This is a genomic window from Rhodococcus sp. AC861, assembly GCF_979256035.1.
The window spans coordinates 501,384-526,062 of the sequence record NZ_CEEDMW010000003.1; the positions used below are offsets into that span (position 1 = coordinate 501,384).

The 24,679-nt window shown below is 68.4% G+C and carries 20 protein-coding genes; 14 read left to right on the forward strand and 6 right to left on the reverse strand.

Features of this window, described 5'->3' with window-relative positions; all coding sequences use genetic code 11:
• The first annotated feature begins 20 nt into the window (after nucleotides 1–20).
• The 5 genes from secD to AC0IX4_RS11965 all read left to right on the forward strand — a co-directional run bounded on the left by secD (nucleotide 21) and on the right by AC0IX4_RS11965 (nucleotide 7,765).
• Nucleotides 21–1,790: a protein translocase subunit SecD gene (secD, locus tag AC0IX4_RS11945; protein ID WP_042575974.1), complete on the forward strand. Its 1,770-nt coding sequence runs from the start codon at nucleotides 21–23 to the stop codon at nucleotides 1,788–1,790.
• Between the two features lie 3 nt (nucleotides 1,791–1,793).
• Nucleotides 1,794–2,981 carry a protein translocase subunit SecF gene (gene secF / locus AC0IX4_RS11950; RefSeq protein WP_042575973.1) on the forward strand — a complete coding sequence of 396 codons (1,188 nt, stop codon included), beginning with the start codon at nucleotides 1,794–1,796 and terminating at the stop codon, nucleotides 2,979–2,981.
• A 1-nt stretch (nucleotide 2,982) separates the two neighbouring features.
• Nucleotides 2,983–4,704, forward strand: a complete 1,722-nt coding sequence (locus tag AC0IX4_RS11955) for an ABC transporter substrate-binding protein (RefSeq protein ID WP_471829059.1) — start codon at nucleotides 2,983–2,985, stop codon at nucleotides 4,702–4,704.
• An 11-nt stretch (nucleotides 4,705–4,715) separates the two neighbouring features.
• Complete coding sequence (locus AC0IX4_RS11960) at nucleotides 4,716–5,246, forward strand: adenine phosphoribosyltransferase (protein WP_197074813.1); 531 nt, start codon at nucleotides 4,716–4,718, stop codon at nucleotides 5,244–5,246.
• A 92-nt stretch (nucleotides 5,247–5,338) separates the two neighbouring features.
• Complete coding sequence (locus AC0IX4_RS11965) at nucleotides 5,339–7,765, forward strand: RelA/SpoT family protein (RefSeq protein WP_471829061.1); 2,427 nt, start codon at nucleotides 5,339–5,341, stop codon at nucleotides 7,763–7,765.
• A 103-nt stretch (nucleotides 7,766–7,868) separates the two neighbouring features.
• Here AC0IX4_RS11965 and AC0IX4_RS11970 read toward each other — a convergent pair whose 3' ends face one another.
• Complete coding sequence (locus AC0IX4_RS11970) at nucleotides 7,869–8,738, reverse strand: peptidylprolyl isomerase (protein ID WP_042575397.1); 870 nt, start codon at nucleotides 8,736–8,738, stop codon at nucleotides 7,869–7,871.
• A gap of 166 nt (nucleotides 8,739–8,904) precedes the next feature.
• Between AC0IX4_RS11970 and AC0IX4_RS11975 the strand changes: the two genes are divergently transcribed.
• From AC0IX4_RS11975 to AC0IX4_RS11985, 3 genes are read left to right on the forward strand one after another with little or no spacing between them, the layout of a single operon-like run.
• Nucleotides 8,905–9,573 carry an MBL fold metallo-hydrolase gene (locus AC0IX4_RS11975; protein ID WP_042575396.1) on the forward strand — a complete coding sequence of 223 codons (669 nt, stop codon included), beginning with the start codon at nucleotides 8,905–8,907 and terminating at the stop codon, nucleotides 9,571–9,573.
• A complete protein-coding gene (gene hisS / locus AC0IX4_RS11980; RefSeq protein WP_471829062.1) occupies nucleotides 9,570–10,853 on the forward strand; it encodes a histidine--tRNA ligase in 1,284 nt (427 codons plus the stop codon). The genes AC0IX4_RS11975 and hisS overlap by 4 nt, the downstream gene beginning before the upstream one ends.
• Nucleotides 10,854–10,860: 7 nt before the next feature.
• Nucleotides 10,861–11,487, forward strand: a complete 627-nt coding sequence (locus AC0IX4_RS11985; protein WP_042575394.1) for a hypothetical protein — start codon at nucleotides 10,861–10,863, stop codon at nucleotides 11,485–11,487.
• Nucleotides 11,488–11,492: 5 nt separating this feature from the next.
• Here the strand turns inward: AC0IX4_RS11985 and AC0IX4_RS11990 are convergent, their stop codons facing one another.
• Genes AC0IX4_RS11990 through AC0IX4_RS12000 form a run of 3 tightly spaced genes read right to left on the reverse strand, consistent with a single transcriptional unit; the run spans nucleotide 11,493 to nucleotide 13,920 of the window.
• Nucleotides 11,493–12,170, reverse strand: coding sequence for a TetR/AcrR family transcriptional regulator (locus AC0IX4_RS11990; RefSeq protein ID WP_042575393.1), 678 nt, complete (start codon nucleotides 12,168–12,170; stop codon nucleotides 11,493–11,495).
• A gap of 8 nt (nucleotides 12,171–12,178) precedes the next feature.
• A complete protein-coding gene (locus AC0IX4_RS11995; protein WP_052493301.1) occupies nucleotides 12,179–12,670 on the reverse strand; it encodes a DUF3237 domain-containing protein in 492 nt (163 codons plus the stop codon).
• Nucleotides 12,667–13,920 (reverse strand): FAD-binding domain-containing protein, encoded by a 1,254-nt coding sequence (locus tag AC0IX4_RS12000; RefSeq protein ID WP_471829063.1) that lies wholly within the window; start codon nucleotides 13,918–13,920, stop codon nucleotides 12,667–12,669. The genes AC0IX4_RS11995 and AC0IX4_RS12000 overlap by 4 nt, the downstream gene beginning before the upstream one ends.
• A gap of 107 nt (nucleotides 13,921–14,027) precedes the next feature.
• Between AC0IX4_RS12000 and AC0IX4_RS12005 the strand changes: the two genes are divergently transcribed.
• On the forward strand, nucleotides 14,028–15,065 hold the full coding sequence (locus AC0IX4_RS12005; RefSeq protein WP_082043147.1) for an Rv2578c family radical SAM protein: 1,038 nt from the start codon (nucleotides 14,028–14,030) through the stop codon (nucleotides 15,063–15,065).
• Nucleotides 15,066–15,076: 11 nt separating this feature from the next.
• On the opposite strand, the gene AC0IX4_RS12010 is transcribed toward AC0IX4_RS12005, so the two are convergent.
• The gene (locus AC0IX4_RS12010) at nucleotides 15,077–15,898 is read right to left on the reverse strand and encodes an MBL fold metallo-hydrolase (protein WP_471829064.1); all 822 of its coding nucleotides are present in this window, start codon (nucleotides 15,896–15,898) and stop codon (nucleotides 15,077–15,079) included.
• On the reverse strand, nucleotides 15,898–16,815 hold the full coding sequence (gene ypfJ, locus AC0IX4_RS12015; RefSeq protein WP_471829066.1) for a KPN_02809 family neutral zinc metallopeptidase: 918 nt from the start codon (nucleotides 16,813–16,815) through the stop codon (nucleotides 15,898–15,900). Before ypfJ ends, AC0IX4_RS12010 begins: the two co-directional genes overlap by 1 nt.
• Before the next feature lie 146 nt (nucleotides 16,816–16,961).
• Between ypfJ and aspS the strand changes: the two genes are divergently transcribed.
• The 5 genes from aspS (at nucleotide 16,962) to AC0IX4_RS12040 (ending at nucleotide 24,676) form a co-directional block, all read left to right on the forward strand.
• Nucleotides 16,962–18,770, forward strand: coding sequence for an aspartate--tRNA ligase (gene aspS / locus AC0IX4_RS12020; RefSeq protein ID WP_471829067.1), 1,809 nt, complete (start codon nucleotides 16,962–16,964; stop codon nucleotides 18,768–18,770).
• A 51-nt stretch (nucleotides 18,771–18,821) separates the two neighbouring features.
• Nucleotides 18,822–19,745: a DUF389 domain-containing protein gene (locus AC0IX4_RS12025; RefSeq protein WP_471829068.1), complete on the forward strand. Its 924-nt coding sequence runs from the start codon at nucleotides 18,822–18,824 to the stop codon at nucleotides 19,743–19,745.
• A 79-nt stretch (nucleotides 19,746–19,824) separates the two neighbouring features.
• The gene (locus AC0IX4_RS12030; RefSeq protein ID WP_471829070.1) at nucleotides 19,825–22,410 is read left to right on the forward strand and encodes a circularly permuted type 2 ATP-grasp protein; all 2,586 of its coding nucleotides are present in this window, start codon (nucleotides 19,825–19,827) and stop codon (nucleotides 22,408–22,410) included.
• Nucleotides 22,407–23,309 (forward strand): transglutaminase family protein, encoded by a 903-nt coding sequence (locus AC0IX4_RS12035; protein ID WP_471829071.1) that lies wholly within the window; start codon nucleotides 22,407–22,409, stop codon nucleotides 23,307–23,309. The genes AC0IX4_RS12030 and AC0IX4_RS12035 overlap by 4 nt, the downstream gene beginning before the upstream one ends.
• 194 nt (nucleotides 23,310–23,503) lie before the next feature.
• Nucleotides 23,504–24,676, forward strand: coding sequence for a phosphotransferase family protein (locus tag AC0IX4_RS12040; protein ID WP_471829073.1), 1,173 nt, complete (start codon nucleotides 23,504–23,506; stop codon nucleotides 24,674–24,676).
• Nucleotides 24,677–24,679: the final 3 nt, after the last annotated feature.

Genomic DNA, 24,679 nt, shown 5'->3' on the forward strand with positions numbered 1-24,679 from the left:
ACTCAGGAGAAGTACTCACCGTGGCCCCATCCAGCGGATCCTCGTATCCGGTGCGGTATCTCGCCGTGTTCGGCGTCTTCATCGCCCTCGTGTACGTCCTGGTCTTTTTCACCGGTGACAAGTCCCCGACACCCAAGCTGGGTATCGACCTGCAGGGCGGCACGCGCGTGACGCTGACCGCCCGCACGCCGGACGGCAGCGCGCCGAGTCAGGACAGCCTCCGGCAGGCCCAGCAGATCATCGAGACCCGCGTGAACGGTCTGGGTGTCTCCGGGTCCGAGGTGGTCATCGACGGTCAGAACCTGGTCATCACGGTTCCCGGCGACGACAGCTCGCAGGCTCGCACTCTCGGCCAGACGGCCCGCCTCTACATCCGCCCGGTCATCACCTCGCAGGCGCCGACTCCGGCCGGCACGCCCGAGGCCCCGGTGGCGACGGATCCCGCCGCAGATCCGGCGGCGGCAGTTCCGGGAGCTGCAGATCCGGCGGCAGCCGACCCCGCCGCCGTCGATCCCGCGGCGCCCGCTCCGCAGAACCGACCCTTCCCCGCACAGGACCCCACCGACCCCGCTGCGCCGACCGACCCCGCAGCTCCGTCCGACCAGGACACCGGCTCGGAGCCGGGAACCGCGCCGACGGAAGGCTCCGCGGACGAGACCGCCGACGCGATCACCGAGGCGAAGGCGCTGCGTCAGAGCACCGACCCGGCCGTTCAGCAGACGGCGATGGCGACGATCGACTGCTCTGCTCCCGACCCGCTGCAGGGCAACGACGACCCGGCGCTGCCGCTGGTTGCCTGCTCCACGGACGGCACCGCCGTCTACGTCCTCGACGCGTCGATCATCGACGGTCAGCAGATCGCCGATGCCAGCTCGCAGTTCGACTCGCAGCAGTCGCGCAACGTGGTCTCGCTGAGCTTCACCACCGAGGGCGGTAACACCTGGGCCCAGTTCACCTCGGCCAACATCGGCAAGCAGGCCGCGTTCACGCTCGACTCGAAGGTCGTCAGCGCACCCGTCATCCAGGGCGCGACACCGGCCGGCAGTGCCACTCAGATCACCGGCAACTTCACGGCGGACAGTGCACGGGAGTTGGCCAACACCCTGAAGTACGGCTCGCTGCCTCTGTCCTTCGCCGCCTCGGAAGCCGAGACGGTCTCCGCGACGCTGGGCTTGGCGTCCCTGCAGGCCGGCCTCATCGCGGGCGCCATCGGTCTGGTGTTCGTCCTGCTCTACTGCCTCCTCTACTACCGCATGCTCGGCATCCTCACGGCGCTGTCGCTGGTGCTGTCCCTGGTCGCCATCTACGGCATCCTCGTGTTGCTCGGTCGATGGATTTCCTTCACGCTCGATCTCGCCGGCATCGCCGGTCTGATCATCGGTATCGGTATGACCGCCGACTCGTTCGTCGTGTTCTTCGAACGCATCAAGGACGAGATCCGCGAGGGTCGCAGCTTCCGCTCCGCCGTTCCGCGAGGGTGGGCCAGAGCGCGCCGGACGATCCTCTCCGGCAACGCGGTCAGCTTCATCGCCGCCGCCGTGCTGTACGTGCTCGCCGTCGGACAGGTTCGCGGGTTCGCCTTCACGCTCGGCCTGTCGACGCTGCTCGACATCGTCATCGTCATCCTGGTGACGTGGCCGCTGGTCAACCTCGCCTCGCGCACCGAGTTCTGGTCCAAGCCGTCCATCAACGGTCTGGGCGCGGTGCAGGAGATCGCGCGCGCCCGTAAGCGAGCAGCCGCCCAATCCACCCGTGAGACGGCTGCCGCCGGATCGAACAAGGAGGCCTGAGTCATGGCCGACACCACCACCGACACCACGCCCGACACCGCACCGGACACTGCCGAGGGCGGGCGCGGCATCCTCTCGCGCCTCTACACCGGCACCGGAGCGTTCGACATCATCGGACGCCGACGCCTCTGGTACGGCATCACCGCGGCGTTCGTCCTGGTCTCGCTGCTGTCGATCCTGGTCAGAGGATTCACCCTCGGTATCGATTTCGAGGGCGGCACCAGGGTGCAGTTCCCCGCGCCGAACGGGGGTGTGGACACCGCTCAGGTCGAGCAGATCTACACCGAGACGCTGGGCCAGGACGCCGTCGCCGTGCAGACGGTGGGCACCGGATCCGGCGCCACCGTCCAGATCCGCTCGGAGGCGCTGGACCCCGGTCAGGCGTCGTCGCTGCAGAGCGCGCTGTTCGATGCGTACTCGCCGACCAACGCGGAGGGCGAGACGACGCGAGACGCGATCTCCTTCACCGACGTCAGTGAGACCTGGGGTTCCCAGATCACGAACAAGGCGCTGATCGCGCTGGTGGTCTTCCTGGTCATCGTCAGCATCTACATCGCCGTTCGCTACGAGCGGGACATGGCCCTCGCCGGTATCGCGGCGTTGTTCTTCGACATCTTCGTCACCGCCGGCGTGTACTCGCTGGTGGGATTCGAGGTCACGCCTGCCACGGTGATCGGCCTCCTCACGATTCTCGGATTCTCGCTGTACGACTCGGTGGTCGTCTTCGACAAGGTCGAGGAGAACACCCGGGGCATCCTGCACCTGAACCGGCGCACGTACGCCGAGCAGGCGAACCTCGCGGTCAACCAGACGTTGATGAGGTCGATCAACACGACGGTGATCAGCGTGCTCCCCGTGATCGCGCTCATCGTGATCGCGGTGTGGCTGCTGGGAGTCGGAACCCTCAAGGATCTCGCGCTGGTGCAGCTCGTGGGCATCATCATCGGCGCGTACTCGTCCATCTTCTTCGCGACGCCCCTCGTGGTCACGCTCAAGGAGAAGTGGGGACCGGTCGCCGCACATACCAAGAAGGTGCTGGCCAAGCGCGAGGGCGTCGCCCGTCCCGCCGGAGAGCGCGTCGCCGCGGGCGCCGCGGCGTCCCCGGTGGCGGCCCGTCCCGCACGGACACCGGCCGCAGCGCCCCGAGCGGGCGCGCGACCGACAGGTAAGCGCGGCAAGCGGAGGAGCTGACATGGGTGGGTCGACGCTCTCCAGAACCGGGATCGCTGCAGTGGCACTCGCCGCGGTCGCGGGATCGACGCTCGTGGCGTGCAGTTCCGAGGACACCCGGATTCCGTCCATCGGGTACGCCGTCGACAACACGATCTCGACCTACAACGCCGGGACGACGGAGGGCTCGTCCTCCGGCGCGGTGCAGGCGTTCGCGCGCGTGCTCCCCGGCTTCAGCGTCACGGCGCCCAGCGGAGGCGCGGTGAGCGACACCGACATCGGCACAGCCGTCGAGGTTCCCGGTGAGCAGCAGGTCATCACGTACACCATCGCCGCGCCCGCCGTGTGGTCCGACGGGGTGCCGATGACCTGCGACGACATGGTTCTCGCCTGGGCGGCGCGCAGCGGCCGGACGGACGTCGCCGGTGCGCCGGTCTTCGACGCCGCCTCCACGGCCGGATACGCCGACATCGAGCGGATCGACTGCGCGCCCGCCGACAAGGTCGCCACCGTGACGTTCCGATCCGGCCGCAGCTACGTCGACTGGCGGTCCCTCTTCGGGGCCGGGTCGATGATGCCCGCTCATGTGGCTGCCCGGATCGCAGGAGTGCCCGACATCGTCGGCACTCTGGCCGGAGGTGACCAGGAGGCTCTCGGCCGCGTCGGCGCAGCGTGGAACACGGCGTGGACCCTCACGTCGGCACCCTCCGGGGAGCCCGGAACGCTCGATCCCGCAGTCTTCGTCTCTGCCGGACCGTTCCGTGTCGACGCCTATTCCGTCGACGACGGCCTGGTCCTGGTGCCGAACGAGAAATGGTGGGGAATCCCCGCCGGTACCGATCGCATCGTGGTCTGGCCCAAGGGAGCCGACATCGCGGCCAAGGCGGCGTCGGGCGACATCGAGGTGGTCGACGCCGACGGCGGCACGGCCACCCCGGACGGGTTCACCGCGACCTCGCAGCCGTCGTTCGGAATCGAACAATTGGTGATGGCGACGACGGGTGTCTTCGCCGATCCCGCAGCTCGTCGCGCCTTCGCGGCGTGCGTTCCCCGCGGCGACCTCTTCGCGCAGCACGGGCACCCCGGGTACGAGCAGGCGACCGGGAGGGGATCGAGCATCGTCGACAGTCGGACGACCCTCCCTGCCACACTGGCGTACCGGACGGTGGCGGGCACTGCCGCGGAGCGATACCGCGCACCCGACGTCGCCGGTGTCACGGCCGGTCTCGCCGAGGCGGGCCTCACCGATCCGGTGGTCCGCATCGGCTACCTCGGACCCGACACCCGACGCGCTGCCGTCGTCGCGCAGATCGCTGCCGCGTGCGCACCGATGGGTATCGACGTCGTCGACTCGGCATCGGCGACGTTCACGCCCGCCGCTCTGCGCGCGGGCCAGGTCGATGTGGTGTTGGCGTCGACGGCCGGTCAGGCGGGCGCGACCGGAACGTCGTCCGCGGACCCAGCACGCTTCGCGCTTCGCGGAGGCCAGGGAGTCAACGTCGGCGGATACGCCAACCCCAGGATCGATCAATTGGTCGACCAGCTCGCGGTCGACCAGTCCGACGCGACAGTGTTGTCCGCTGCGGTCGAGGCCGAGAACATCCTGTGGACGGACATGCCGTCACTGCCTCTCTACAACGCTCCGAGAGTCACGGCCGTGGCGTCGGGAATGCGCGGTGTCGAGTCGAATCCGACCGTCGCCGGCGCGGGATGGAACATGGACAAATGGATACTGGTCGGATGAGTGACAACGCGATCGTGGACGAGGCCGGGGCGGACGTCGTCGCACGGCTCACCCGCTGGGCGGACGACTTCCCCGAGCCGGGTGTCCGCTTCGCCGACCTGACGCCCGTGTTCGCCGATGCCCGGGGTCTGCGCACAGTCATCGACGCGTTGGCCGAGGCCGGTCGCGACGTCGATGCCGTTGCCGGGATCGATGCCCGTGGATTCCTTCTCGGTGCGGGCGTCGCGTTGGCGTTGGGCACCGGAGTGATCGCGGTGCGCAAGGCCGGCAAGCTGCCTCCGCCGGTCCACCACCAGGCGTACGAGCTGGAGTACGGCACCGCCGAGCTGGAGATCTCCGCGGAGGGCATCGACCTCGACGGGCGACGCATTCTGATCGTGGACGACGTTCTCGCTACCGGTGGCACCCTCGAGGCGGCCGCCGAACTGCTCACCCGGTGCGGCGCGATAGTCGTCGGTGCAGCGGTGGTTCTCGAGGTGGAAGTTCTGGGGGGTCGCGCGCGTTGGAAGCATGGTCCCCTGACCACGCTCGGCGTGGTCTGACCAGTCCCGCTCGAGACGAAATACGACCGTGCCCGGTGCACGGCTGTGCCGACGGCTAAAGTTTCAGTCGAGCAGCTGAGGAGGTGTCGACCATGACGCGTTACATCGGTCCTACCGCGCCGGAGTCCCACGCCCCCGATCCCGACGCCGCGGTTCCCGACGTCCCGGTTCCCGACGCTTCCGGTTCCGCCGTGCCGTCCGTCCCGATCGAGGACGCCGCGGCCGCGCCCGTCGAGCAGCCCGAAGCGAGCGTCACACCGACCGCGCCGTCCTCCGCATCCAGGCGGGTGCGCGCACGTCTTGCACGCCGCATCACCGCGCAGCGCAACACCGCGGTCAAGCCGGTGCTCGAGCCGTTGGCCGGCACTCACCGCACTCTCTATCCGAAGGCCGACCTGGGCCTGCTGCAGCGTGCCTACGACGTGGCCGACGAGCGTCACGCGACTCAGATGCGCAAGTCGGGCGATCCGTACATCACGCATCCGCTGGCCGTCGCCAACATCCTGGCCGAGCTGGGAATGGACACGACCACTCTGGTCGCCGCGCTGCTCCACGACACAGTCGAGGACACCGGGTATTCGCTGGATCAGTTGCGCGCCGAATTCGGTGACGAGGTCGCGCATCTGGTCGACGGCGTCACCAAACTCGACAAGGTCGCGCTGGGTACCGCGGCCGAGGGCGAGACCATCCGCAAGATGATCATCGCGATGGCGCGTGATCCGCGGGTGCTGGTCATCAAGGTCGCGGATCGTCTCCACAACATGCGCACGATGCGTTTCCTGCCTCCGGAGAAGCAGGCACGCAAGGCAAAGGAGACTCTCGAAGTCATTGCGCCACTTGCTCATCGACTGGGGATGGCGACGGTCAAGTGGGAGCTCGAGGACTTGGCGTTCGCCATCCTGCATCCCAAGAAGTACGACGAGATCGTCCGTCTGGTCGCCGACCGCGCACCGTCCCGCGACACGTATCTGGCCAAGGTGCGCGCGGAGATCAATGCGACGCTATCCGCGTCGCGGATCAGTGCCGTCGTCGAGGGGCGTCCGAAGCACTATTGGTCGATCTATCAGAAGATGATCGTCAAGGGTCGCGACTTCGACGACATCCACGACCTGGTCGGGGTGCGCATCCTGTGCGACGAGATCCGGGACTGTTACGCCGCCGTCGGCGTCGTGCATTCGCTGTGGCAGCCGATGGCCGGTCGGTTCAAGGACTACATCGCGCAGCCGCGCTACGGGGTCTACCAGTCGCTGCACACCACGGTCGTCGGCCCCGAGGGCAAGCCGCTCGAGGTGCAGATCCGTACGCGCGACATGCACCGCACCGCCGAGTTCGGCATCGCGGCGCACTGGCGCTACAAAGAGACCAAGGGTCGCCACTCCGGTGACGCCACCGAGCTCGACGACATGGCGTGGATGCGCCAGCTGCTCGACTGGCAGCGTGAAGCCGCCGACCCGGGGGAGTTCCTCGAGTCGCTGCGCTACGACCTCGCGGTCAAGGAGATCTTCGTCTTCACCCCGAAGGGTGATGTCGTGACACTGCCCGCCGGTTCGTGTCCGGTGGACTTCGCGTACGCCGTCCATACCGAGGTGGGAAACCGCTGCATCGGCGCTCGGGTCAACGGACGTCTGGTCGCACTCGAGCGCCAACTCGAGAACGGCGAGGTCGTCGAGGTTTTCACCTCGAAGGCCATGACAGCCGGACCGAGTCGCGACTGGGCCACGTTCGTCGCGTCGCCGCGCGCCAAGACGAAGATCCGTCAGTGGTTCGCGAAGGAGCGCCGCGAGGAAGCCCTGGAGGCCGGCAAGGACGCCATCGCCAAGGAGGTGCGGCGCGGGGGACTGCCGTTGCAGCGCCTGATGAACGGCGAGTCCATGTCGGCTATCGCTCACGAACTCCGGTACGTCGACGTGTCCGCCCTGTACACGGCGGTCGGTGAGAACCACGTCTCGGCGCAGCACGTGGTGCAACGGCTCGTCGCGCATCTCGGAGGCGTCGGCGACGTCGAAGAAGAGCTGGCAGAACGCTCCACACCGTCGACGATTCCGACGCGTCCCCGGCGTGTCGGTGACGCCGGTGTCATGGTCTCGGGCGCGGAGGGGGTCGTCGCCAAGTTGGCAAAGTGCTGCACCCCGGTGCCCGGCGACGACATCATGGGCTTCGTGACGCGTGGCGGCTCCGTGAGCGTGCACCGCACCGACTGCACCAACGCAGGATCGCTGCAGCAGCAGTCGGAACGACTCATCGAGGTCGAATGGGCGCCGTCACCGTCGTCGGTCTTCCTCGTCGCGATCCAGATCGAGGCGCTGGACCGTCACCGCCTGCTGTCGGACGTCACGAAGGCGCTGGCCGACGAGAAGGTCAACATCCTGTCGGCGTCGGTCACCACGTCAGGTGATCGAGTGGCCATCTCCAAGTTCACCTTCGAGATGGGCGATCCCAAGCACCTGGGGCACGTGCTCAACGTGGTCCGCAACGTCGAGGGTGTCTACGACGTGTATCGCCTGACCTCGGCTGCCTAGAACTCGACACCCTCCCCGCGAGTACGTCCACAGTGTCGTGATCCCGTACGGAATCACGACACTGTCGGCGTACTCGCGGCGGGGGGGAGTTCAGGGTGAGCGGTCAGACCAGGTCGAGCTGGACCGTGTTCAGGGTCGTGGGAAGCGCGGGAGCGCCGTCCTGGGCGCCACCCTCGACTCCGGCAGCGGCGATCTTGTCCAGCGTCGCCAGCCCGGCTTCGTCGATGGTGCCGAAGACGGTGTAGTTCGGCGGCAACTGGGAGTCGCCGTAGACCAGGAAGAACTGGCTGCCGTTGGTGTCGGCACCGGCATTGGCCATGGCGATCGTTCCCCGCGGGTACAGAACGGGGGACTGGAGCGCGGACGGGTCGTCGGCGTACTGATCGGTGGGGAACTCGTTGGCGTACTGGTACCCGGGACCACCGGTTCCGGCGCCCGTGGGGTCACCGCATTGCAGGACCTTCAGACTGTCCGCGGTGGTGAGTCGATGGCACGGCGTGTTGTCGTAGTACGTCTGACCCGCCAGCGATGCGAAGCTGTTGACGGTGCAGGGCGCCTCGGCGGCGTTCAGGGACAACCCGATCGGGCCCTGGCTGGTGTCCATGCTGACGCTGACGTTCTCGTTCGTCGTCGGCACGTTCTCGGTCTGCGGGGCGTTCGCGGGCTTCGCAGCCTGGCCGCCGGCAGGGTAGGCGCAGGTCACGGTCTCGGGCAGAGGCTCCGACCTCCCGGCGGGCAGCATGCCTTCGGGAGTCGACGACTCGCTGGTAGGCGCATCGGCAGCTTCGACCGCGTCGTCCCCTCCGCGGGTCACACCTACGGCGATCGCGACGCCACCGATCACGACCACGAGTCCGATGACCGCGGCGGCGATGGTGGTCTGCTTGCGTCGGCGAGCGCGCGCTGCTCGGGATTCGAGCTGGCGTTCGAGCTTCCGCTTGGCAGCTTCACGTCGTTGTTCGTTCGTCGGCACGGTTGGCGTTCCTCTTCTCGCTGGAGCGGGTGAGCAGCAAAAGTGTGCCAGGCTTTCCTGAGAGCGTCCTGACCCGGTCACCGGCTTCTCGCCCGGATTGTCGTCCCGTGACGGTGACCACCTAGTCTGGTGTTTTCTCCCGATCACTCCTGAGGAGTCCTTCACTGTGCGTGTCACCGGATTCCCCGCCGGCATGTTCCAGACGAACTGCTATGTCGTGTCCTTGGACGACTCGGCCGAATGCTTCGTCGTCGACCCTGGCCAGGAAGCGGCCGCGCCGCTCTACTCGTTCCTGGACGAGGCCGGACTAGTACCTGTCGCGGTGCTGCTGACCCACGGCCACCTCGACCACATGTGGGACGCCACGCCGGTGTGCGCGAAGTTCGACATTCCGTTGTACGTCCATCCGGACGACCGTCACATGCTCACGGACCCGGCCTCGGGAATCGGCCCGGTGCTCGCTCCCTTGATCGCGAATTCGACCTTCGAGGAACCTGCGTCGGTCATCGAACTGGCCCACGACGATCAGCTGTCCGTGGCCGGGATCGACATCACGGTGTCCCACACTCCCGGTCACACCCGTGGATCGGTGGTGTTCGGCGTGCATACCGGAGAGCACCGGGCGATTTTCTCCGGGGACACCCTGTTCGCCGGGTCCATCGGTCGGTCCGATCTCCCCGGCGGAAACCACGAACAGCTCCTCGCGTCCATCGAGACGTCCTTGCTGTGCCTCGACGACGAGACCACCGTCCTGCCCGGTCACGGCGAGACCACGAGCATCGGCGCCGAGCGGGCCGGCAATCCGTTCCTGACCGGCCTCGGCGGTGCCCGATGAGCGCCGACGGCACGAAGATCCACCCCTTCGCAGCTCCCAAGGGTGTCCCGGACTACCTGCCGCCCGACTCGGCGACCTTCCTCGCCGTGCGGGACGGCCTGACCGCTGCTGCCCGGGCGGCCGGGTACGGCCACATCGAGTTGCCGATCTTCGAGGACACCGCGCTGTTCGCGCGCGGCGTCGGTGAATCGACCGACGTGGTCAGCAAGGAGATGTACACCTTCGCGGACAAGGGTGACCGCAGTGTGACGCTTCGCCCGGAAGGCACCGCCGGCGTGATGCGAGCAGTCATCGAGCACAGCCTCGATCGCGGCGCTCTGCCGGTCAAGGTGAGCTACTCCGGGCCCTTCTTCCGCTACGAGCGACCCCAGGCCGGCCGGTACCGTCAGCTCCAGCAGGTCGGCGTCGAGGCGATCGGTGTCGACGACCCCGCGCTCGACGCGGAGGTCATCGCGATCGCCGACGCCGGATTCCGCAGCCTCGGTCTCACCGGTTTCCGGCTCGAGATCACTTCTCTCGGCGACGACACCTGCCGTCCGCAGTACCGAGAGCTGTTGCAGCAGTTCCTGTTCGACCTCCCTCTCGACGAGGAGACCCGGCGCCGGGCCGAGATCAACCCGTTGCGAGTGCTCGACGACAAACGCCCGCACGTGCGGGAGATGACCGCCGACGCGCCCCTGATGATGAACCACCTCTCGGAGTCGGCGAACGAGCACTTCGCCACCGTCCGCGCGCACCTCGACGCGATGGGCGTGCCGTACGTCGTCAATCCCCGCATGGTGCGTGGCCTCGACTACTACACGAAGACCACCTTCGAGTTCGTGCACGACGGCCTGGGCGCTCAGTCCGGTATCGGTGGCGGCGGCCGTTACGACGGCCTGATGGCGCAACTCGGCGGACAACCGTTGTCGGGTATCGGCTTCGGTCTGGGAGTCGATCGCACGGTCCTCGCCCTGGCTGCGGAAGGGGTGTCACCTGCGTCCACAGCGCGGTGCGATGTCTACGGGGTTCCCATGGGTGCCGACGCGAAGCTGCGGTTGTCCGTCATCGCGCATCAGCTGCGCGCCGAGGGCATCAGGGTCGACCTGTCCTACGGCGACCGCGGGATGAAGGGCGCCATGAAGGGCGCCGACCGTTCGGGTGCACGGATCGCCCTCGTCCTCGGAGATCGTGACCTCGAATCGGAGGAGATCGGCGTCAAGGACCTGTCCACGGGTTCGCAGACGTCGGTCCCGCTGTCGGAGGTCGTCGCCCGCGTACGGGCAACGTTGTCGGAGTGAGGTAGTCATGGTCGATCGCGGCGTGGTGGCACTGGATCTGGTGCCCACCGAGCTCATCGTGCCCAGACTGCGCGTGGCGGGCGCCGTCTTCGCGCTGGTCGGCGCCGTGCTCGGTGCCGTGGCGGCGTTCCTCATCAATCCCGTCGTCGGAGTGGTGCTGGGCATCGCACTGGTCGCCACGGCCGCGTTCGCGGTGGTGTCGGGCGGACGGCGCCGTGTCTGGATCGACCACGGCGTGGTGAGCAGGCGGGGAGCGCTGCGCGTACGACGGGTCAACATGTCCGACGCCACCAGGGTCGAGATCATCGTGCGGGTCGCCCGGGTGAGCCAGGTGCTGCTGCGCGTCGGCGACTCGTCCGGCGACGTCACCGTCGGCGTCGCGATGTACACCGACGACGGTGGACGTGAACTCCAGCCGATCGCGCTCCGGGCACTTGCCGACGCGTTGTCCCGCTCGGCGCTGGCCTCCGCGCTCGCCGTGTCATCGGTGCTGGTGACCCAATTGCGCGCGGAGGCACGGGAAGCCGGGCTGCTGGAGCGGCCGCTGTTCCGTGCGATCGGTGTGGTGCGGGAGTCCGGTCGGGCTCCCGCCACCGTCCTCACCGATGCCGAGGTCGCGGCGCTGACAGCCTGACCGCGCTACGCGGACATGTTCGAGAGCACGTCGCGGGCACGTGAGTTGAGCGTGGTCGTGGGGTCCCGCCACCCCAGCACTCGAACTGCCGCGTCGGCAATGGCGTCGGGTGTCGCCACCACCTCGGCGGACTGGGATTCGAGATCCGACCGAGCGTTGATCACCGTTTCGACGATGCGGAACGGCAGTCGAACGGTGTCGTCGGCCGCCTCGACGGTGCCGATCGACTCGAGGGCGGCGCGCGAGAATTCCGCATACAGCGCCATCAGATCGATACGCCGAGCCCGGAAGTGTTCGAAGCGCTCCGTCCGCAGTTCCGGGATCAGGTACAACGCGCCGAGATTCCATCGCGACGTCATCAGTTGGCCGGCGTCGAACCACACCAACGCATACAGGGCGGTGGGGGCGTCGACCGTGACGTCGCGAAGCGCCACCGCGCAGGCGAGAGGTGCATCCACCGTGCCGACCAGCAGGGCGGCCAGCATGTCGTCCTTGGTGGCGAAGTGGTGGTACAGCGACGCCTGGCGGACGCCCACCGCGTCCGCGATCATCCTGGTCGAGGTGCTGGTGAACCCCCGAGTGGTGAACAGCTCCGCGGCGGCGTCGAGGATCTCCTCCCGCGCCGTGGCACCGGGCCGTTTGCGGGTGGTGAGCCGGGGGCGCCCGGCGCCGGTCGTCGTCATCGCGCGGCCTAGGTGACGAGGAACGCGTCGACGATCGTGTCCGTACCGCGTCGGGAACCCGAGGTCACGACGACGGCCCTGTTCAGGTAGGCGAGCGAGCGGATCGACGTCGAGACGGCCAGCGTTCCGCGGAAGTAGTACAGCGCGGTGTCGACGTCCTCACCCCGGTCGAGTGCCTCCGTGACCTCCGCGGACCCGAAGCGGATGCCGGTCAGCGTCAGACGGACGACAGCACTCTCGTCGTCGGTGTCGACATCCGCGAGAAGGTCGATCTCGTAGGCCGCGGAGCCGTCCGCGCGGACCCGGACGTGTTCCGCGCCGCTCGGGCGGACGACGGCCTCGAGACCGGGCCCGCTGAGCACGCCGCCGACCACAGTCGCCACCGACTGCGTGTCGCCGAGATGGACCGTGTCGGACGTCCGAACCACGATGCGGAACAGAGGTTCGAGCGTCGGCAGAGTGGGATCGGACGACTCGTGCGTGGGAAGAGGTTCGGTCACGCGGTCGACGGTAGCGGATCGGAATGCCCACGGCGCCACGCGCTGAACGACCGCACGGACGACCGGCCGGGTCGGACCAACCACGGCCAGGGATGGACTTCGACGGGCTCGAGTGTGCGGGCGATGCGCGCCCAGCCGGGCACCGGCGCGTAGGTGGCAGCCAGGCTCCTGCCTGCAAGCTCCTCCGAGACGACCCCGCGGCGAACCTCGAGGTCGCGGATGGCGCCCAGTTCACCCAACGTCTCGGCCAGGAACACCAGTCTCTTACCCGACAACGAGAGCCGTCGCAGAAGGGGTTCGTCGAAGACGAAGACTGCCGGCCTCGACTCGTCGGCCGACAGTGCCGGATCGGAGGTGCCGAGCGATTCGGCGGTCAACCAGACCTGCTCGGCGGCACTACCGCTCGCCTCCGCGGGACCGGCGGGGATATCCGCCGTGGTCAGATCGGGACCGTCGACCGAGGGGCCGAGTTCCGCGCTCGGCCAGTCCTGGATCGGGCACGCCGAGGCGAGTGCGCACCCGCGACAGAGGGCGGGGGCGCGCTTCTCGACCTGCCACCGACTGAAGCCGTACACCTTGCCGCTCCCGGTTCCGACTGTCCACTGCCAGCCGAGGCGGTTGGCGGCGCGAGAACCGTCGAGCAGGTGCGCGAACATCTCGTCCTCACCGTCACGCCAGGTTGCTCCCGCCCGGACGGCCCACTGCGACGCCAGCCACATGCGTGTCTGATTGACCAGCCAGCCGTCGTCGTGCAGTTCGGTCGTCACCGACGACATGCAGTTCATCTCGGTGGGCCAGGGATCGTCGGCTCGAACGTCGCCGCCCGAGGCGAAGGGTTGTTCGCGGGTGAGCGACTGCCCGAGGTCGGTGCCGACGCGGGCGTACAGGTGTCGCGCGTACTCCTGCCACATCAACTCGTCGCGGTAGCGGGAGCGGTCGCGCCCGGCAGCGTCCTCGACGCGATCCCACACCTCGCGGAGCGACAGCAGGCCGTGACGGATGTACGGGGACATCCGGCTGGCGCCGCGCCGCGACTCCGGAAGGACGGTGCTGCGCGAGCGCGCATAGCCGGCGATGTCGAGGCCGGCCAACGCAGCATCGGCCGCCGTCTGACCGCCCCTCATACCGCCCGCGCGGACGCCGGCCGGCCCTTCCCGCGTCAGATCACCGAGATGCTGCGCCACCCATTCCACGACGTCCGCACTGACGGCGCCGTCCGCGACGGACGGGGGAGTCGGTAGTTGCACCATGAGTTGACACTCTACTAGAACGGATGTTCGACTGTGGGCGGGAGCCGAATTCGACCACGTGTTCGATGACGACCGCGGCTCCGGTGGGCTCGGGGATGGGAGGGTTCGTGAGGTGGGACGGCCAGACACTCGACGCGCCCGACGGGGCGCTCCCGGGTCTCGAACGCACCGGCCTGGTGAAGGCGGGGCTGATCCGCACGGTCCGGACACCCGAGTTCGACGGGGTGACGTTCCACGAGGTGCTGTGCAAGAGCGCACTGAACCGCGTTCCGGACGAGTCGGCGCTGCCGGCCAGGTGGACCATCAACCCGGCGCGCGGCTGCTCGCACGCGTGCCGCTACTGCTTCGCGCGTCCGACGCACGAGTACCTCGATCTGGACGCGGGGCGGGATTTCGACTCCCAGATCGTGGTGAAGACGAACATCGTCTCCGTCCTGCGCAAGGAACTGGCACGCGCGTCGTGGAAGCGGGAACCGGTGGCATTGGGTACCAACACCGATCCCTATCAACGGGCGGAGGGACGGTACGAGCTGATGCCCGGCATCATCCGAGCGCTCACCGAGTCCGGTACCTCGTTCTCGATACTCACCAAGGGAACGTTGTTGCGGCGTGATCTCCCGTTGCTCACCCTGGCCGCGACGAAGGTGAACGTCCAGGTCAGCATCAGCCTGGCGTTCCACGACGAGGAACTGCAGAAGTCGCTGGAACCGGGGGCTCCGTCGCCGCGCGCTCGGCTCGACCTCATCCGCGCCGTCACCGACGCCGGCCTACCGTGTCATGTTCTGATCGCCCCCGTCATCCCGTTCCTGACCGACAGTCCGAAGCACCTCGACGCGTTGATGGGGGCCCTGCAGGCAGCGGGAGCGACGGGCGTGACAGCGCTGCCGATGCATCTGCGCTCGAGCACGAAGGAGTGGTTCATGGGCTGGCTCGCCGAGAACCATCCGGCCCTCGTGCGTCGCTACCGCGTGCTGTACGGACGGGGCGCGTACGTCAGCCCCGAGTACAAAGCGTGGCTCCGCGGCAAGGTGGAACCCTTGCGGGAGAAGCACTCTCTGCTCGGTCTCGACCCGATGGCGGTTCACGCCGTGCGGTCGACCGCGCCCGTCGAGAGCACGCCGGAGCCTGCCATGACCCTGTTCTGACTCCGCTTCGGTCAGAAGCCCGGCGCGACCCCGATGTGTTCGAGATACCGACGAGCGGATCGGACCACGGCGCCGTGCGCATCCTGCTCGACGACCTTCCCCCACCACGCGCCGTAGATGCGCTCGAACGGAACGTCCTTCAGCAGCGCCACCGTGCGCCGGACCGTGTCGGGATGTTCCGGGATCATGTTCGGGTAGCTGTACATGAACGACACCCACCGTCGGTCCGCGGCAACAGCGATGATGTCTCCCGTGCAGAGCGCGCCACGACCGTCCGTGCCTGCCCACCGCAGGACCGATCCTCCGGCGAAATGCACGCGGGTGTTGATCAGCGTTCTGCCGGGGAGAATCTCGAGGGTGTCCCCGCTCCACGTCCTGACGTTGCCGTCGCGCGGCAGCCAGCGCTTGTCCGACTCGTGGATGTAGACGGGTACTCCACCGAACGCCTCGCTCCACTCGATCATGGCGCTGTAGTAGTGCGGGTGCGACACCGCTATCGCCGATACCCCGCCGAGCTCACGGATGCGGTCGATCGCTGCATCGTCGATCGTGGAGACGCAGTCCCACAACACGTTTCCTCCGTCCCCGGGAACGATCAGGGCGCGCTGACCGATGGCGAACGACGGTTCGGTTCCCACGCCCCACAGGCCGGGTGATTCCTCACGAACCACAGTGCGGTGCGTGTCGAGAAGTCGATGAACCGTCGTCCACTGCTGACCGTCGGCGCCGACGTACTGCCGTTCGTCGGTGCACACCGGGCACTCGTCGGGGTCGACGACGTCGAATTGCACTCCACACGTCACGCAGACGGGGAGCGTGAATCGCGAGGACATCAGCGCACGGACGAGGGGTTGTTCAGATCGGAGGCGTCGTAGGTGTTGCAGGCTGCGACCTGGCCGGTGCGGTAGCCCGCGCTGAACCATGCCTGACGCTGCTCGGACGACCCGTGGGTCCAGCCCTCGGGGTTCACCCGCCCGGTCGAGGCCTGCTGGATCCTGTCGTCACCGACGGACGACGCCGCCGACAGCGCGTCGGACACGTCCTGCTCCGTCAGCGGTTCGAGGAGCGGTTCGCTGGAGCCGGGAGCGGGCAGGTCGTCCGCGTAGTTGGCCCAGATGCCGGCGTAGCAGTCGGCCTGCAGTTCGGTGCGGACGGCGCCGGACTCGGGACCGTTCGGATCTGCCTGTGCCCGTCCGATGTCGCCGAGTTGGTTCTGGATGTGGTGGCCGAATTCGTGCGCCACCACGTACTCCTGCGCGAGCGGTCCACCGCTGGAGCCGAACTGGTCGACGAGCACCTGGAAGAACCCGGTGTCGAAGTACGCGGTGGAGTCGGCCGGGCAGTAGAACGGGCCGACGTCGGACGTCGCGTTGCCGCAGCCGGTGTCCACCGAGCCGGTGAACACGCGGACCTCCGGCTGCTGGTAGGCGACTCCGGTCTGGGTGGCGAGCTCCGCGTCCCACACCTGATCGAGGCTGTTCACCGTCGCGGTGACGCGGCAGTCGACGTTCGCGTTGGCGTCGGTTCCGGTGTCGCAGTTCTCGATGGTTCCGACGCCCTGCTCCTGCGAGGCGGATTCGCCGCCGCCCAGTTGGCCGATCACCGACGAGGGGTCGCCACCGAGCAACAACGTGATGACGACGAGCACGATGCCACCGAGACCACCGCCGACGGCGATTCCCTTTCCGCGGCCCCCGGAGCTTCTCGAGACTCGCGAGGAGTCGATCCGAGCGTTGGGGTCGAACGTCATGGGTCACCACTTTCGTCAGGCGTGTGCGGCACACAGCTTCGCACGGCAGCACTACCCACACATCGCTGTTTCTTACCGGCGTCGGGACGAGCCTGGATGGTCCGTAGGATCACCAGCTGTATTCGTCTACTTCTGGAAGGACTCCTGTGCTGCGCACGCACCTCGCCGGTTCGCTTCGAGCCGAGCACGCGGACCGACACGTCACCCTGACCGGTTGGGTCGCTCGTCGGCGCGATCACGGCGGAGTCATCTTCATCGACCTGCGTGACGCCTCCGGAGTGGTCCAGGCCGTGTTCCGCGACGGTCCGGCGGCCGAGCAGTCGCACCGCCTGCGGTCGGAGTTCTGCGTCAAGATCACCGGCATCGTCGAGCTCCGCCCCGAGGGCAATCAGAACCACGAGATCCAGACGGGCGCCGTCGAGGTGAACGTCACCGAGCTCGAGGTGCTGGGCGAGAGCGCGCCGCTGCCGTTCCAGCTGGACGAGACTCCGGGCGAGGAAGCGCGGCTCAAGTACCGCTACCTGGACCTGCGTCGCGCCGGACCCGGTCACGCGATCCGACTTCGCTCCAAGGTCAACGCGGCGGCACGGTCCGTCCTGGCCCACCACGAGTTCGTCGAGGTGGAGACGCCCACGTTGACTCGATCGACCCCCGAGGGTGCCCGCGACTTCCTGGTGCCCGCGCGACTCCAGCCGGGAAGCTTCTACGCACTCCCGCAGAGCCCGCAGCTGTTCAAGCAGTTGCTCATGGTCGGCGGCATCGAGCGGTACTACCAGATCGCTCGCTGCTACCGCGACGAGGATTTCCGCGCGGACCGTCAGCCCGAGTTCACCCAGCTCGACGTCGAGATGAGCTTCGTGACGCAGGACGACGTCATCGTTCTCGCCGAGGAGATCCTGACGTCGCTGTGGAACCTCATCGGCTACGAGATCACCACCCCGATTCCGCGCATGACCTACGCCGACGCGATGCGGCGATACGGATCCGACAAGCCCGATCTGCGGTTCGGCGTCGAGCTGGTCGAGTGCGCCGAGTACTTCGCCGAGACGCCGTTCCGCGTCTTCCAGGCGCCGTACGTCGGTGCCGTGGTCATGCCCGGTGGTGCGTCGCAGCCGCGTCGTCAGCTCGACGCGTGGCAGGACTGGGCCAAGCAGCGCGGCGCCAAGGGCCTCGCGTACGTCCTGATCCAGGAGGACGGGACGCTCGGCGGACCCGTCGCGAAGAACCTGTCGGAATCCGAGCGCGACGGCCTGGCAGCTCACGTCGGCGCGAAGCCCGGCGACTGCGTCTTCTTCGCCGCCGGTCCTGCCAAGGCGCAGCGCGCACTGCTCGGCGCCGCCCGCGGCGAGATCGCGCGCAAGCAGGGCCTCATCGACGAGAACGAGTGGGCCTTCGTCTGGATCGTCGACGCGCCCCTGTTCGAGCCGACGTCCGACGCCACCGCCAGCGGCGACGTCGCGGTCGGCTCGGGATCGTGGACCGCGGTGCACCATGCGTTCACCTCGCCCAAGCCGGAGTCGATGGACACCTTCGACACCGATCCCGGCAACGCCCTGGCCTACGCGTACGACATCGTCTGCAACGGCAACGAGATCGGCGGCGGCTCGATCCGTATCCACCGTAAGGACATCCAGGAGCGCGTCTTCGCGATCATGGGTATCGACGCCGAGCAGGCGCAGGAGAAGTTCGGCTTCCTCCTCGACGCCTTCGCCTTCGGCGCGCCGCCGCACGGCGGAATCGCGTTCGGGTGGGACCGCATCACGGCACTGCTCGCCGGGGTCGACTCCATCCGTGAGGTCATCGCGTTCCCCAAGTCCGGTGGCGGCGTCGACCCGCTCACGGACGCGCCGGCACCCATCACCCCGGCGCAGCGCAAGGAGTCCGGCATCGACGCGAAGCCGGTGCCGCGCGGTGGATCGGGCGAGAAGCCCGCGTCGGATACTCCCGCGACCTAGGCTCGAGCCCGGCTCGTCAGGGCCGGGCCGACGCGGTGCGAGGGAGAGTGCATGCAGAACCTTCGGGTGGTCACTCCCGCCGACCGGACGGACGAGGTTCTGCGCGTCCTCGAGGACACCCCGGGCGTCGCGCACATCGTGGTGATGCGCGGCGCCGCGGTGCGGCCCGAAGGCGATGTCGTCGACGCGGTCGTCGTGCGCGAGTGTGCGAACGACGTCCTGTCCGGTCTGCGCTCGCTCGAGTTGACCCACGACGGCGCGGTGACGATGCAACCGGTCGAGACCGTGCTGTCGGACGCCGCTCGGAGCGCCGAGAAGGACGCACCGGGCGACCCGGACGACGCCATCGTGTGGGACGAGCTCATCGGACGCACCCGTGAGGAGTCCTCCTTCACGGTCACGTTCGTCGCGTTCCTCAGCATCGCGTTGCTGCTGGCGGCCATCGGCGTCGTGACGGACTCACCGGTCACGATCGTCGGCGCCATGGTGGTCGGGCCGGAGTTCGGGCCCCTGGCCGCGCTGTCGGTCGGTCTGGTGCGGCGTCAGCGGTCGCTGGTACGGCGGTCGTTGCTGGCCCTGCTCGTCGGTTTCCCGACGGCCATGGTGATCACGACGATCGGCGCCGTCGTCGCGGAGTCGCTGGGCTGGATCGCGCCCGACTCGATCGACGATCTGCAGCAGGTCGACTTCATCTACCAGGTGGGTCCGTTCTCGTTCATCATCGCGTTGCTCGCCGGTGCCGCCGGAATGCTGGCTCTCGTGTCGGCGAAATCCGCGGCGCTGGTGGGAGTGTTCATCTCCGTGACGACGGTCCCCGCTGCGGGTTTCGCCGTCGTCGCCGCCACCGTGGGGTCGTGGCGGATCGCTGCGCTGTCCGCGGGTCAGCTGGGCATCAACCTGGTCGGGATCGTCGTCGCTGCCACGTTCGTCCTGTCACTGCACCGGCGGTCCGCCGCAGGGCGCGCCGGAGGGTAAGTTCTGCCGAGTAGCTCGCCGACCCGGCGCGGGTGCCGGCGAGAAGGGGCGTGAGGTGCAGCAGAGGGAGTCGTCCCCGGTGCGCGTGGACCCCCGGCCGCCCGAGAATCCTCTCCTCGCGGCGTATCTCGCCGATCTGCGTCCCGGTGTCTTCGACGAACTCCGGGCCGGGGGCGAGTTCGGTCGACGCTGGTCGGCACTGGCCGAGAGCGGCCGGTTCGACGCTGCCGCCGTCGCCGAGGCCCAACTGCGGGTGGGACGGCTGGTCGACGACTCCGGCATCACCTACAACGACACCGGGGAACTCGGGCGCACCGGATCTCGGTGGGAACTCGACGTCGTCCCGACGGTCGTGGCGGCGGCGGACTGGACTCGACTCGAGGCCGGCATGGTGCAGCGTTCCCGCATCCTCGACGCGGTCCTGACCGACCTCTACGGTGCACGCACGGTGCTCTCGCGCGGTCTGCTGGACCCGGAGATCGTGTTCCGTCACCGTGGGTATCTGCGTGCCGCGCACGGCATCACCATCCCTGGCCCGCATCAACTGTTCTTCCACGCCGCGGACGTTGCGCGCTGCGCGGACGGTGAGTTCCGGGTTCTCTCGGACCGGACCCAGGCACCGTCGGGCGCGGGATACGCGCTGGCCGATCGCTCCATCGTCGCTCGCGCGGTTCCCACCACGTTCGGGAAGATCGCGCCCCTTCCGGCGAGTACGTTCGTCGGCGCCATGCGGGTCGCCCTTGTCGAGGTCGCGCCCGCAGCTGCCGAGAACCCCCTGGTGGTGGTGCTGAGTCCCGGCGTGTGGTCCGAGACGGCGTTCGACCAGGCGCACCTCGCGACGGTGCTCGGCTTCCCGCTGGTCGAGTCGGCCGATCTGGTGGTGCGCGACGGTGCGCTGTGGATGCGCTCGCTCGGGACTCTCCGCCGCGTCGACGTCGTGGTGCGACGCGTCGACGACGACTACGCCGATCCCTTGGATCTGCGTCCCGACTCCCGACTCGGCGTGGTCGGTCTCCTGGAGGTGGCACGCCGAGGGGCGGTGACCGTCGTCAACACCATCGGCAGCGGAGTGCTGGAGAACGTCGCGTTGCTGGGACGGCTTTCGGCACTGGGTCGCGAACTGCTGGGGGAGGACGCGCTGCTGGACTCCGTTCCGTCGTACTGGGCGGGGGATCGACTCGGCTTGTCCCACATCATCTCTCGCATCAACTCGCTGGTCGTGACCGCCGTCGGGTCGGACGAGTCGTTCGTCGGGCCCATGCTGACCACGACGGCGCGCGAGGACCTGCTCCGACGTGTGCAGGCCGATCCGGGAGGCTGGGCCGCGCGGGAGATCCCCGACCTCGCCACGTCACCGGTGGGCCCGGTCGGACATCGGCGACACGACGCCGCTGTTCTGCCGGCTGCGGTGGGTATCCGACTGTTCGACGTCGCTCAACGCGTGGGATACACCCCGATGACGGGTGGTCTCGCGCAGGTACTGGTGACCGAGCCCCTCTCCGAACCGATGGCCACCACGGCGGCGAAGGACGTCTGGGTGCTCTCGGAGCGGCGAGCCCCGGCGGAATCCGTTCCGGCGCGCCCGGTCGACGGGATTCCGGATCGGGTGATCGGTACGCGGCGGCTGCGGGTCATCGATTCGGTCAGCACACCTCGCGTCCTGGACGATCTCTACTGGATGGGCCGATACGGCGAGCGTGCGGAAGCCACCGGGCGGTTACTGGTCGCGGCCAGTCGGTGTTTCCGGGAGAACGACGGCGGGGTGGCAGGAGACGACGGATCCGTGGCCTCGGCGATCGTGCTCGGGGCACTGACCGATGTCACGGCAACCGGACCGGGTTTCCACGACGCACCGACACGCGCTCGGACGCTGGCAGAGTTCCGGTCGCTGACGGTGGACGCGCGGCGACGGGGCACGCTCGCCCATTCCGTCGCCGCATTGCAGACCTGCGCGCGCGCCGTGCGTGACCAGCTGGGTGAGGACACGTGGGCTGTCTTCAACAGGCTCGACACCGCACTGGCCGAGTGCGCGCAGTCGTCCGCCTCCGACGAGGCCGGCCTGTGGGCGACCCAGAGCCGCGTCGTCGGGTCGATGTCGGCGGTGTCCGGTCTCTCGGCCGAGTCGATGGTCCACGATCCGGGCTGGTTCCTGATGGACACCGGCAAGCGCGTCGAACGCGCGCTGCAGATCACCGCACTGCTGGCGGAGACCGTCGGAACGGCTCGTCCACCCGGCGTCGAGCAGGTCGTCCTCTCGGCCGTTCTGGGCGCGGCCGACTCGTCGGTCACGTATCGACGCCGGTACCGAGGTGCGCCGGAGGTGGGGGCCGTCGCCGAACTCGTGTTGTTCGACAGCGGCAACCCGCGGTCGGTGATGTACCAGGTGCAGCGAGCTGCGACGAATCTCGCGGCACTGCCGGGCGCGACAGGCACGTCGAAGACCGACCGGGCGCTCGAACGTATCGTCTCCACCCTTCGACGAGTGGATCCGGCGGACCTCGAGGACGTCGACGCCACCGGTACGCGGTCGGAGTTCGACGAGGTCGTCCGCGCGGTCCATGCCGACCTGCTGGATCTCTCGGAAACCATCACCGCCGCCCACCTGACTCTCCCCGGTGGAACTCAGCCGCTGTGGGGTAGCGGCGGCGGGCGGGTGCTCTCGTGACCGCCGCGCCCGATGTGCGCTGGTACGCGATCACTCACCGCACGGAGTACGCCTACTCGTCGGTGGTGTCGTCGTCGTACGGCCGGGGCCACATCTTTCCGCGAACGACGGCCGAGCAGCTCTGCCTCGACGCGTCGGTGACGGTGACGCCGACACCGACCGACAGGTCGACCGGTGTCGACCTGTACGGGAACGAGGACCTCTACTTCCACGTCACCACCGATCACGATCATCTGTGCGTGACGGGACGTGCGCTGGTCTCCGTCCGGCCCCCCGATCCGGCCCGGTTGACCAGCGCCGGAGCCGTCGGACCGTGGGAGGACGCCCGACCGACCTCGGCCGACGGCGCGCTCGACGTCGACTTCGTCCTCGACCTGGTCCCTGCCGAGATCACCGACGAGGTTCGTGACTATGCGGCGCAGTCGTTGACGCCGGGTCGTCCCCTGGCGGAGGCGGTCTTCGATCTGAACCGTCGGATCCATCGCGACTTCACGTACCTGTCCGGATCGACGACGGTGACCACGACGGTCGCCGACGTCTTCGCGGCCCGGACGGGTGTGTGCCAGGACTTCGCGAGGGTTGCCGCCGCATGCCTGCGCTCGCACGGGCTCGCGGTGCGCTACGTCTCCGGGTATCTCGCGACACAGCCACCACCCGGCAAGGAACGCATGATCGGCGTGGACGCCACGCACGCGTGGGCCTCCGTGCGGATGCCGGGCGGGCAGTGGCTGGCGTTCGACCCGACGAACGATCAATGGGTCGACGAGCGGTACGTGACCGTGGCGTGGGGGCGGGATTACGACGACGTGCCGCCGCTGCGCGGAATCATCTACACGGAGTCCTCGAGCAGCAGGATCTCCGTCTCCGTCGACGTGGCGCCGATCTCCGCCGCACGGTGACTCACCCTGCTGTCAGGGTCGTGCGATAGGGTCGAAAAACCGCATGACGAGCCTGTTTCGTCGAACGCGACGTGGGGAACACTGTTCTGCTCTCGCTGTTCGCACCTGATAAATCCGGCCCTCGGGCCGGCACGAGTACGGAAACGAGGAAAGACCCTGCTGCTCCTCCTGGACGCGGCCGGGTCGGCACATCGATGACGGCAATGTTGGCAGATCCGGTGACCGAGGCGGTCGCCGCAGCACGTGAACTTCTCACCAGACGCACGGGTGCTTCCGTGACGCTGGTCGATCCGGTCGACCTCGGTGGTAGCGGTCGTACGGTCGTCATCCGCGTACGCGTCGCCGAGAACCCGTTCCAACTTCCGCGCACGCTGGTGATCAAGCAGGTTCGCGACAGTGCGACCGAGTCGGTCACCCGCACCGGCCTCGGCGCCGGCGACGACACGGCCTTCCTCCGCGAGGCGGTGTCCTACCAGTTCGCGACCGCGCTCGCGACGGACACGCGCCCGGGTCCGGCGCTCATCGCGTACGACCTGAAGGAGCGACTGCTCGTCCTCAGCGATCTGGGAGATGCTGCGCCGTTCACCAGTCTCATCGCCCATCCCGACCCGGCGTCGGTCACCAACTCCCTGATGGCTCTCGCCCAGGCGCTGGGCCGGATGCACGCCGCCACGTTCGGCCGTGAGGAGGACTTCGGTGCACTGCTCGGCCGTGCGGGCGTCGGGCATACCCGCGACGGCCTGAGCGATCAGGTCGCGGACGCCGTCGCCGACGTTCCGACGATGCTGTCAACCGAGTTGGGCATCGAGGTACCGCCCCGGATCGCCGAGGCGGTCACCCGCGCCGCGAAGCTCTTCGGATCGGGGGGACACCGGGCGTTCAGTCCGTCGGACCTCTGCCCGGACAACATCATCGTCAACGACGAGGGTGTCCGCTTCCTCGACTACGAGTGGGGCGGATTCCGCGACGCCACCCTCGACGTCGCCTACACGCTGATGTCGTACCCCGGATGCCTCTGCCGCCTGGATCTGACGCCCGAGCGGGCCGAGGCCATGGTCGACGCGTGGCGCGCCGAAGTGGTGGGCATCTGGCCGCACCTCTCCGACGACGACGTTCTGCACTCGACCCTGCTCGATGCCCAATTGGTGTGGGCGTGGTTGACCACCCACTGGTTCCTCCCGGACGACGACACCCGCAACGCGGCGCTGCGTCGGCACCACCTGTCCGTGCCCCGCTCGGTGGCCCTGACCGCGCGCTGGTCGATCCTGTCCGAGTACGCGAGGTTCGTCGGGCACACGGAGATCGCGGACTTCGCCGGCGCCGTGGTCGGTGGGCTGTCCGCCCGCTGGTCCGACGCCACGTCCTGATCG

What these genes read in the sequence shown, in the direction of transcription:
- AC0IX4_RS11990 (WP_042575393.1), bottom strand. Translation starts at nt 12,170, where the DNA reads ATGACGACGACCGGCGCCGGGCGCCCCCGGCTCACCACCCGCAAACGG.
- AC0IX4_RS12025 (WP_471829068.1), top strand. Translation starts at nt 18,822, where the DNA reads ATGCAGAACCTTCGGGTGGTCACTCCCGCCGACCGGACGGACGAGGTT.
- secF (WP_042575973.1), top strand. Translation starts at nt 1,794, where the DNA reads ATGGCCGACACCACCACCGACACCACGCCCGACACCGCACCGGACACT.
- hisS (WP_471829062.1), top strand. Translation starts at nt 9,570, where the DNA reads ATGAGCGCCGACGGCACGAAGATCCACCCCTTCGCAGCTCCCAAGGGT.
- AC0IX4_RS12010 (WP_471829064.1), bottom strand. Translation starts at nt 15,898, where the DNA reads ATGTCCTCGCGATTCACGCTCCCCGTCTGCGTGACGTGTGGAGTGCAA.
- AC0IX4_RS12000 (WP_471829063.1), bottom strand. Translation starts at nt 13,920, where the DNA reads ATGGTGCAACTACCGACTCCCCCGTCCGTCGCGGACGGCGCCGTCAGT.
- ypfJ (WP_471829066.1), bottom strand. Translation starts at nt 16,815, where the DNA reads ATGACGTTCGACCCCAACGCTCGGATCGACTCCTCGCGAGTCTCGAGA.
- AC0IX4_RS11965 (WP_471829061.1), top strand. Translation starts at nt 5,339, where the DNA reads ATGACGCGTTACATCGGTCCTACCGCGCCGGAGTCCCACGCCCCCGAT.
- AC0IX4_RS12040 (WP_471829073.1), top strand. Translation starts at nt 23,504, where the DNA reads ATGACGGCAATGTTGGCAGATCCGGTGACCGAGGCGGTCGCCGCAGCA.
- AC0IX4_RS11985 (WP_042575394.1), top strand. Translation starts at nt 10,861, where the DNA reads ATGGTCGATCGCGGCGTGGTGGCACTGGATCTGGTGCCCACCGAGCTC.
- AC0IX4_RS11955 (WP_471829059.1), top strand. Translation starts at nt 2,983, where the DNA reads ATGGGTGGGTCGACGCTCTCCAGAACCGGGATCGCTGCAGTGGCACTC.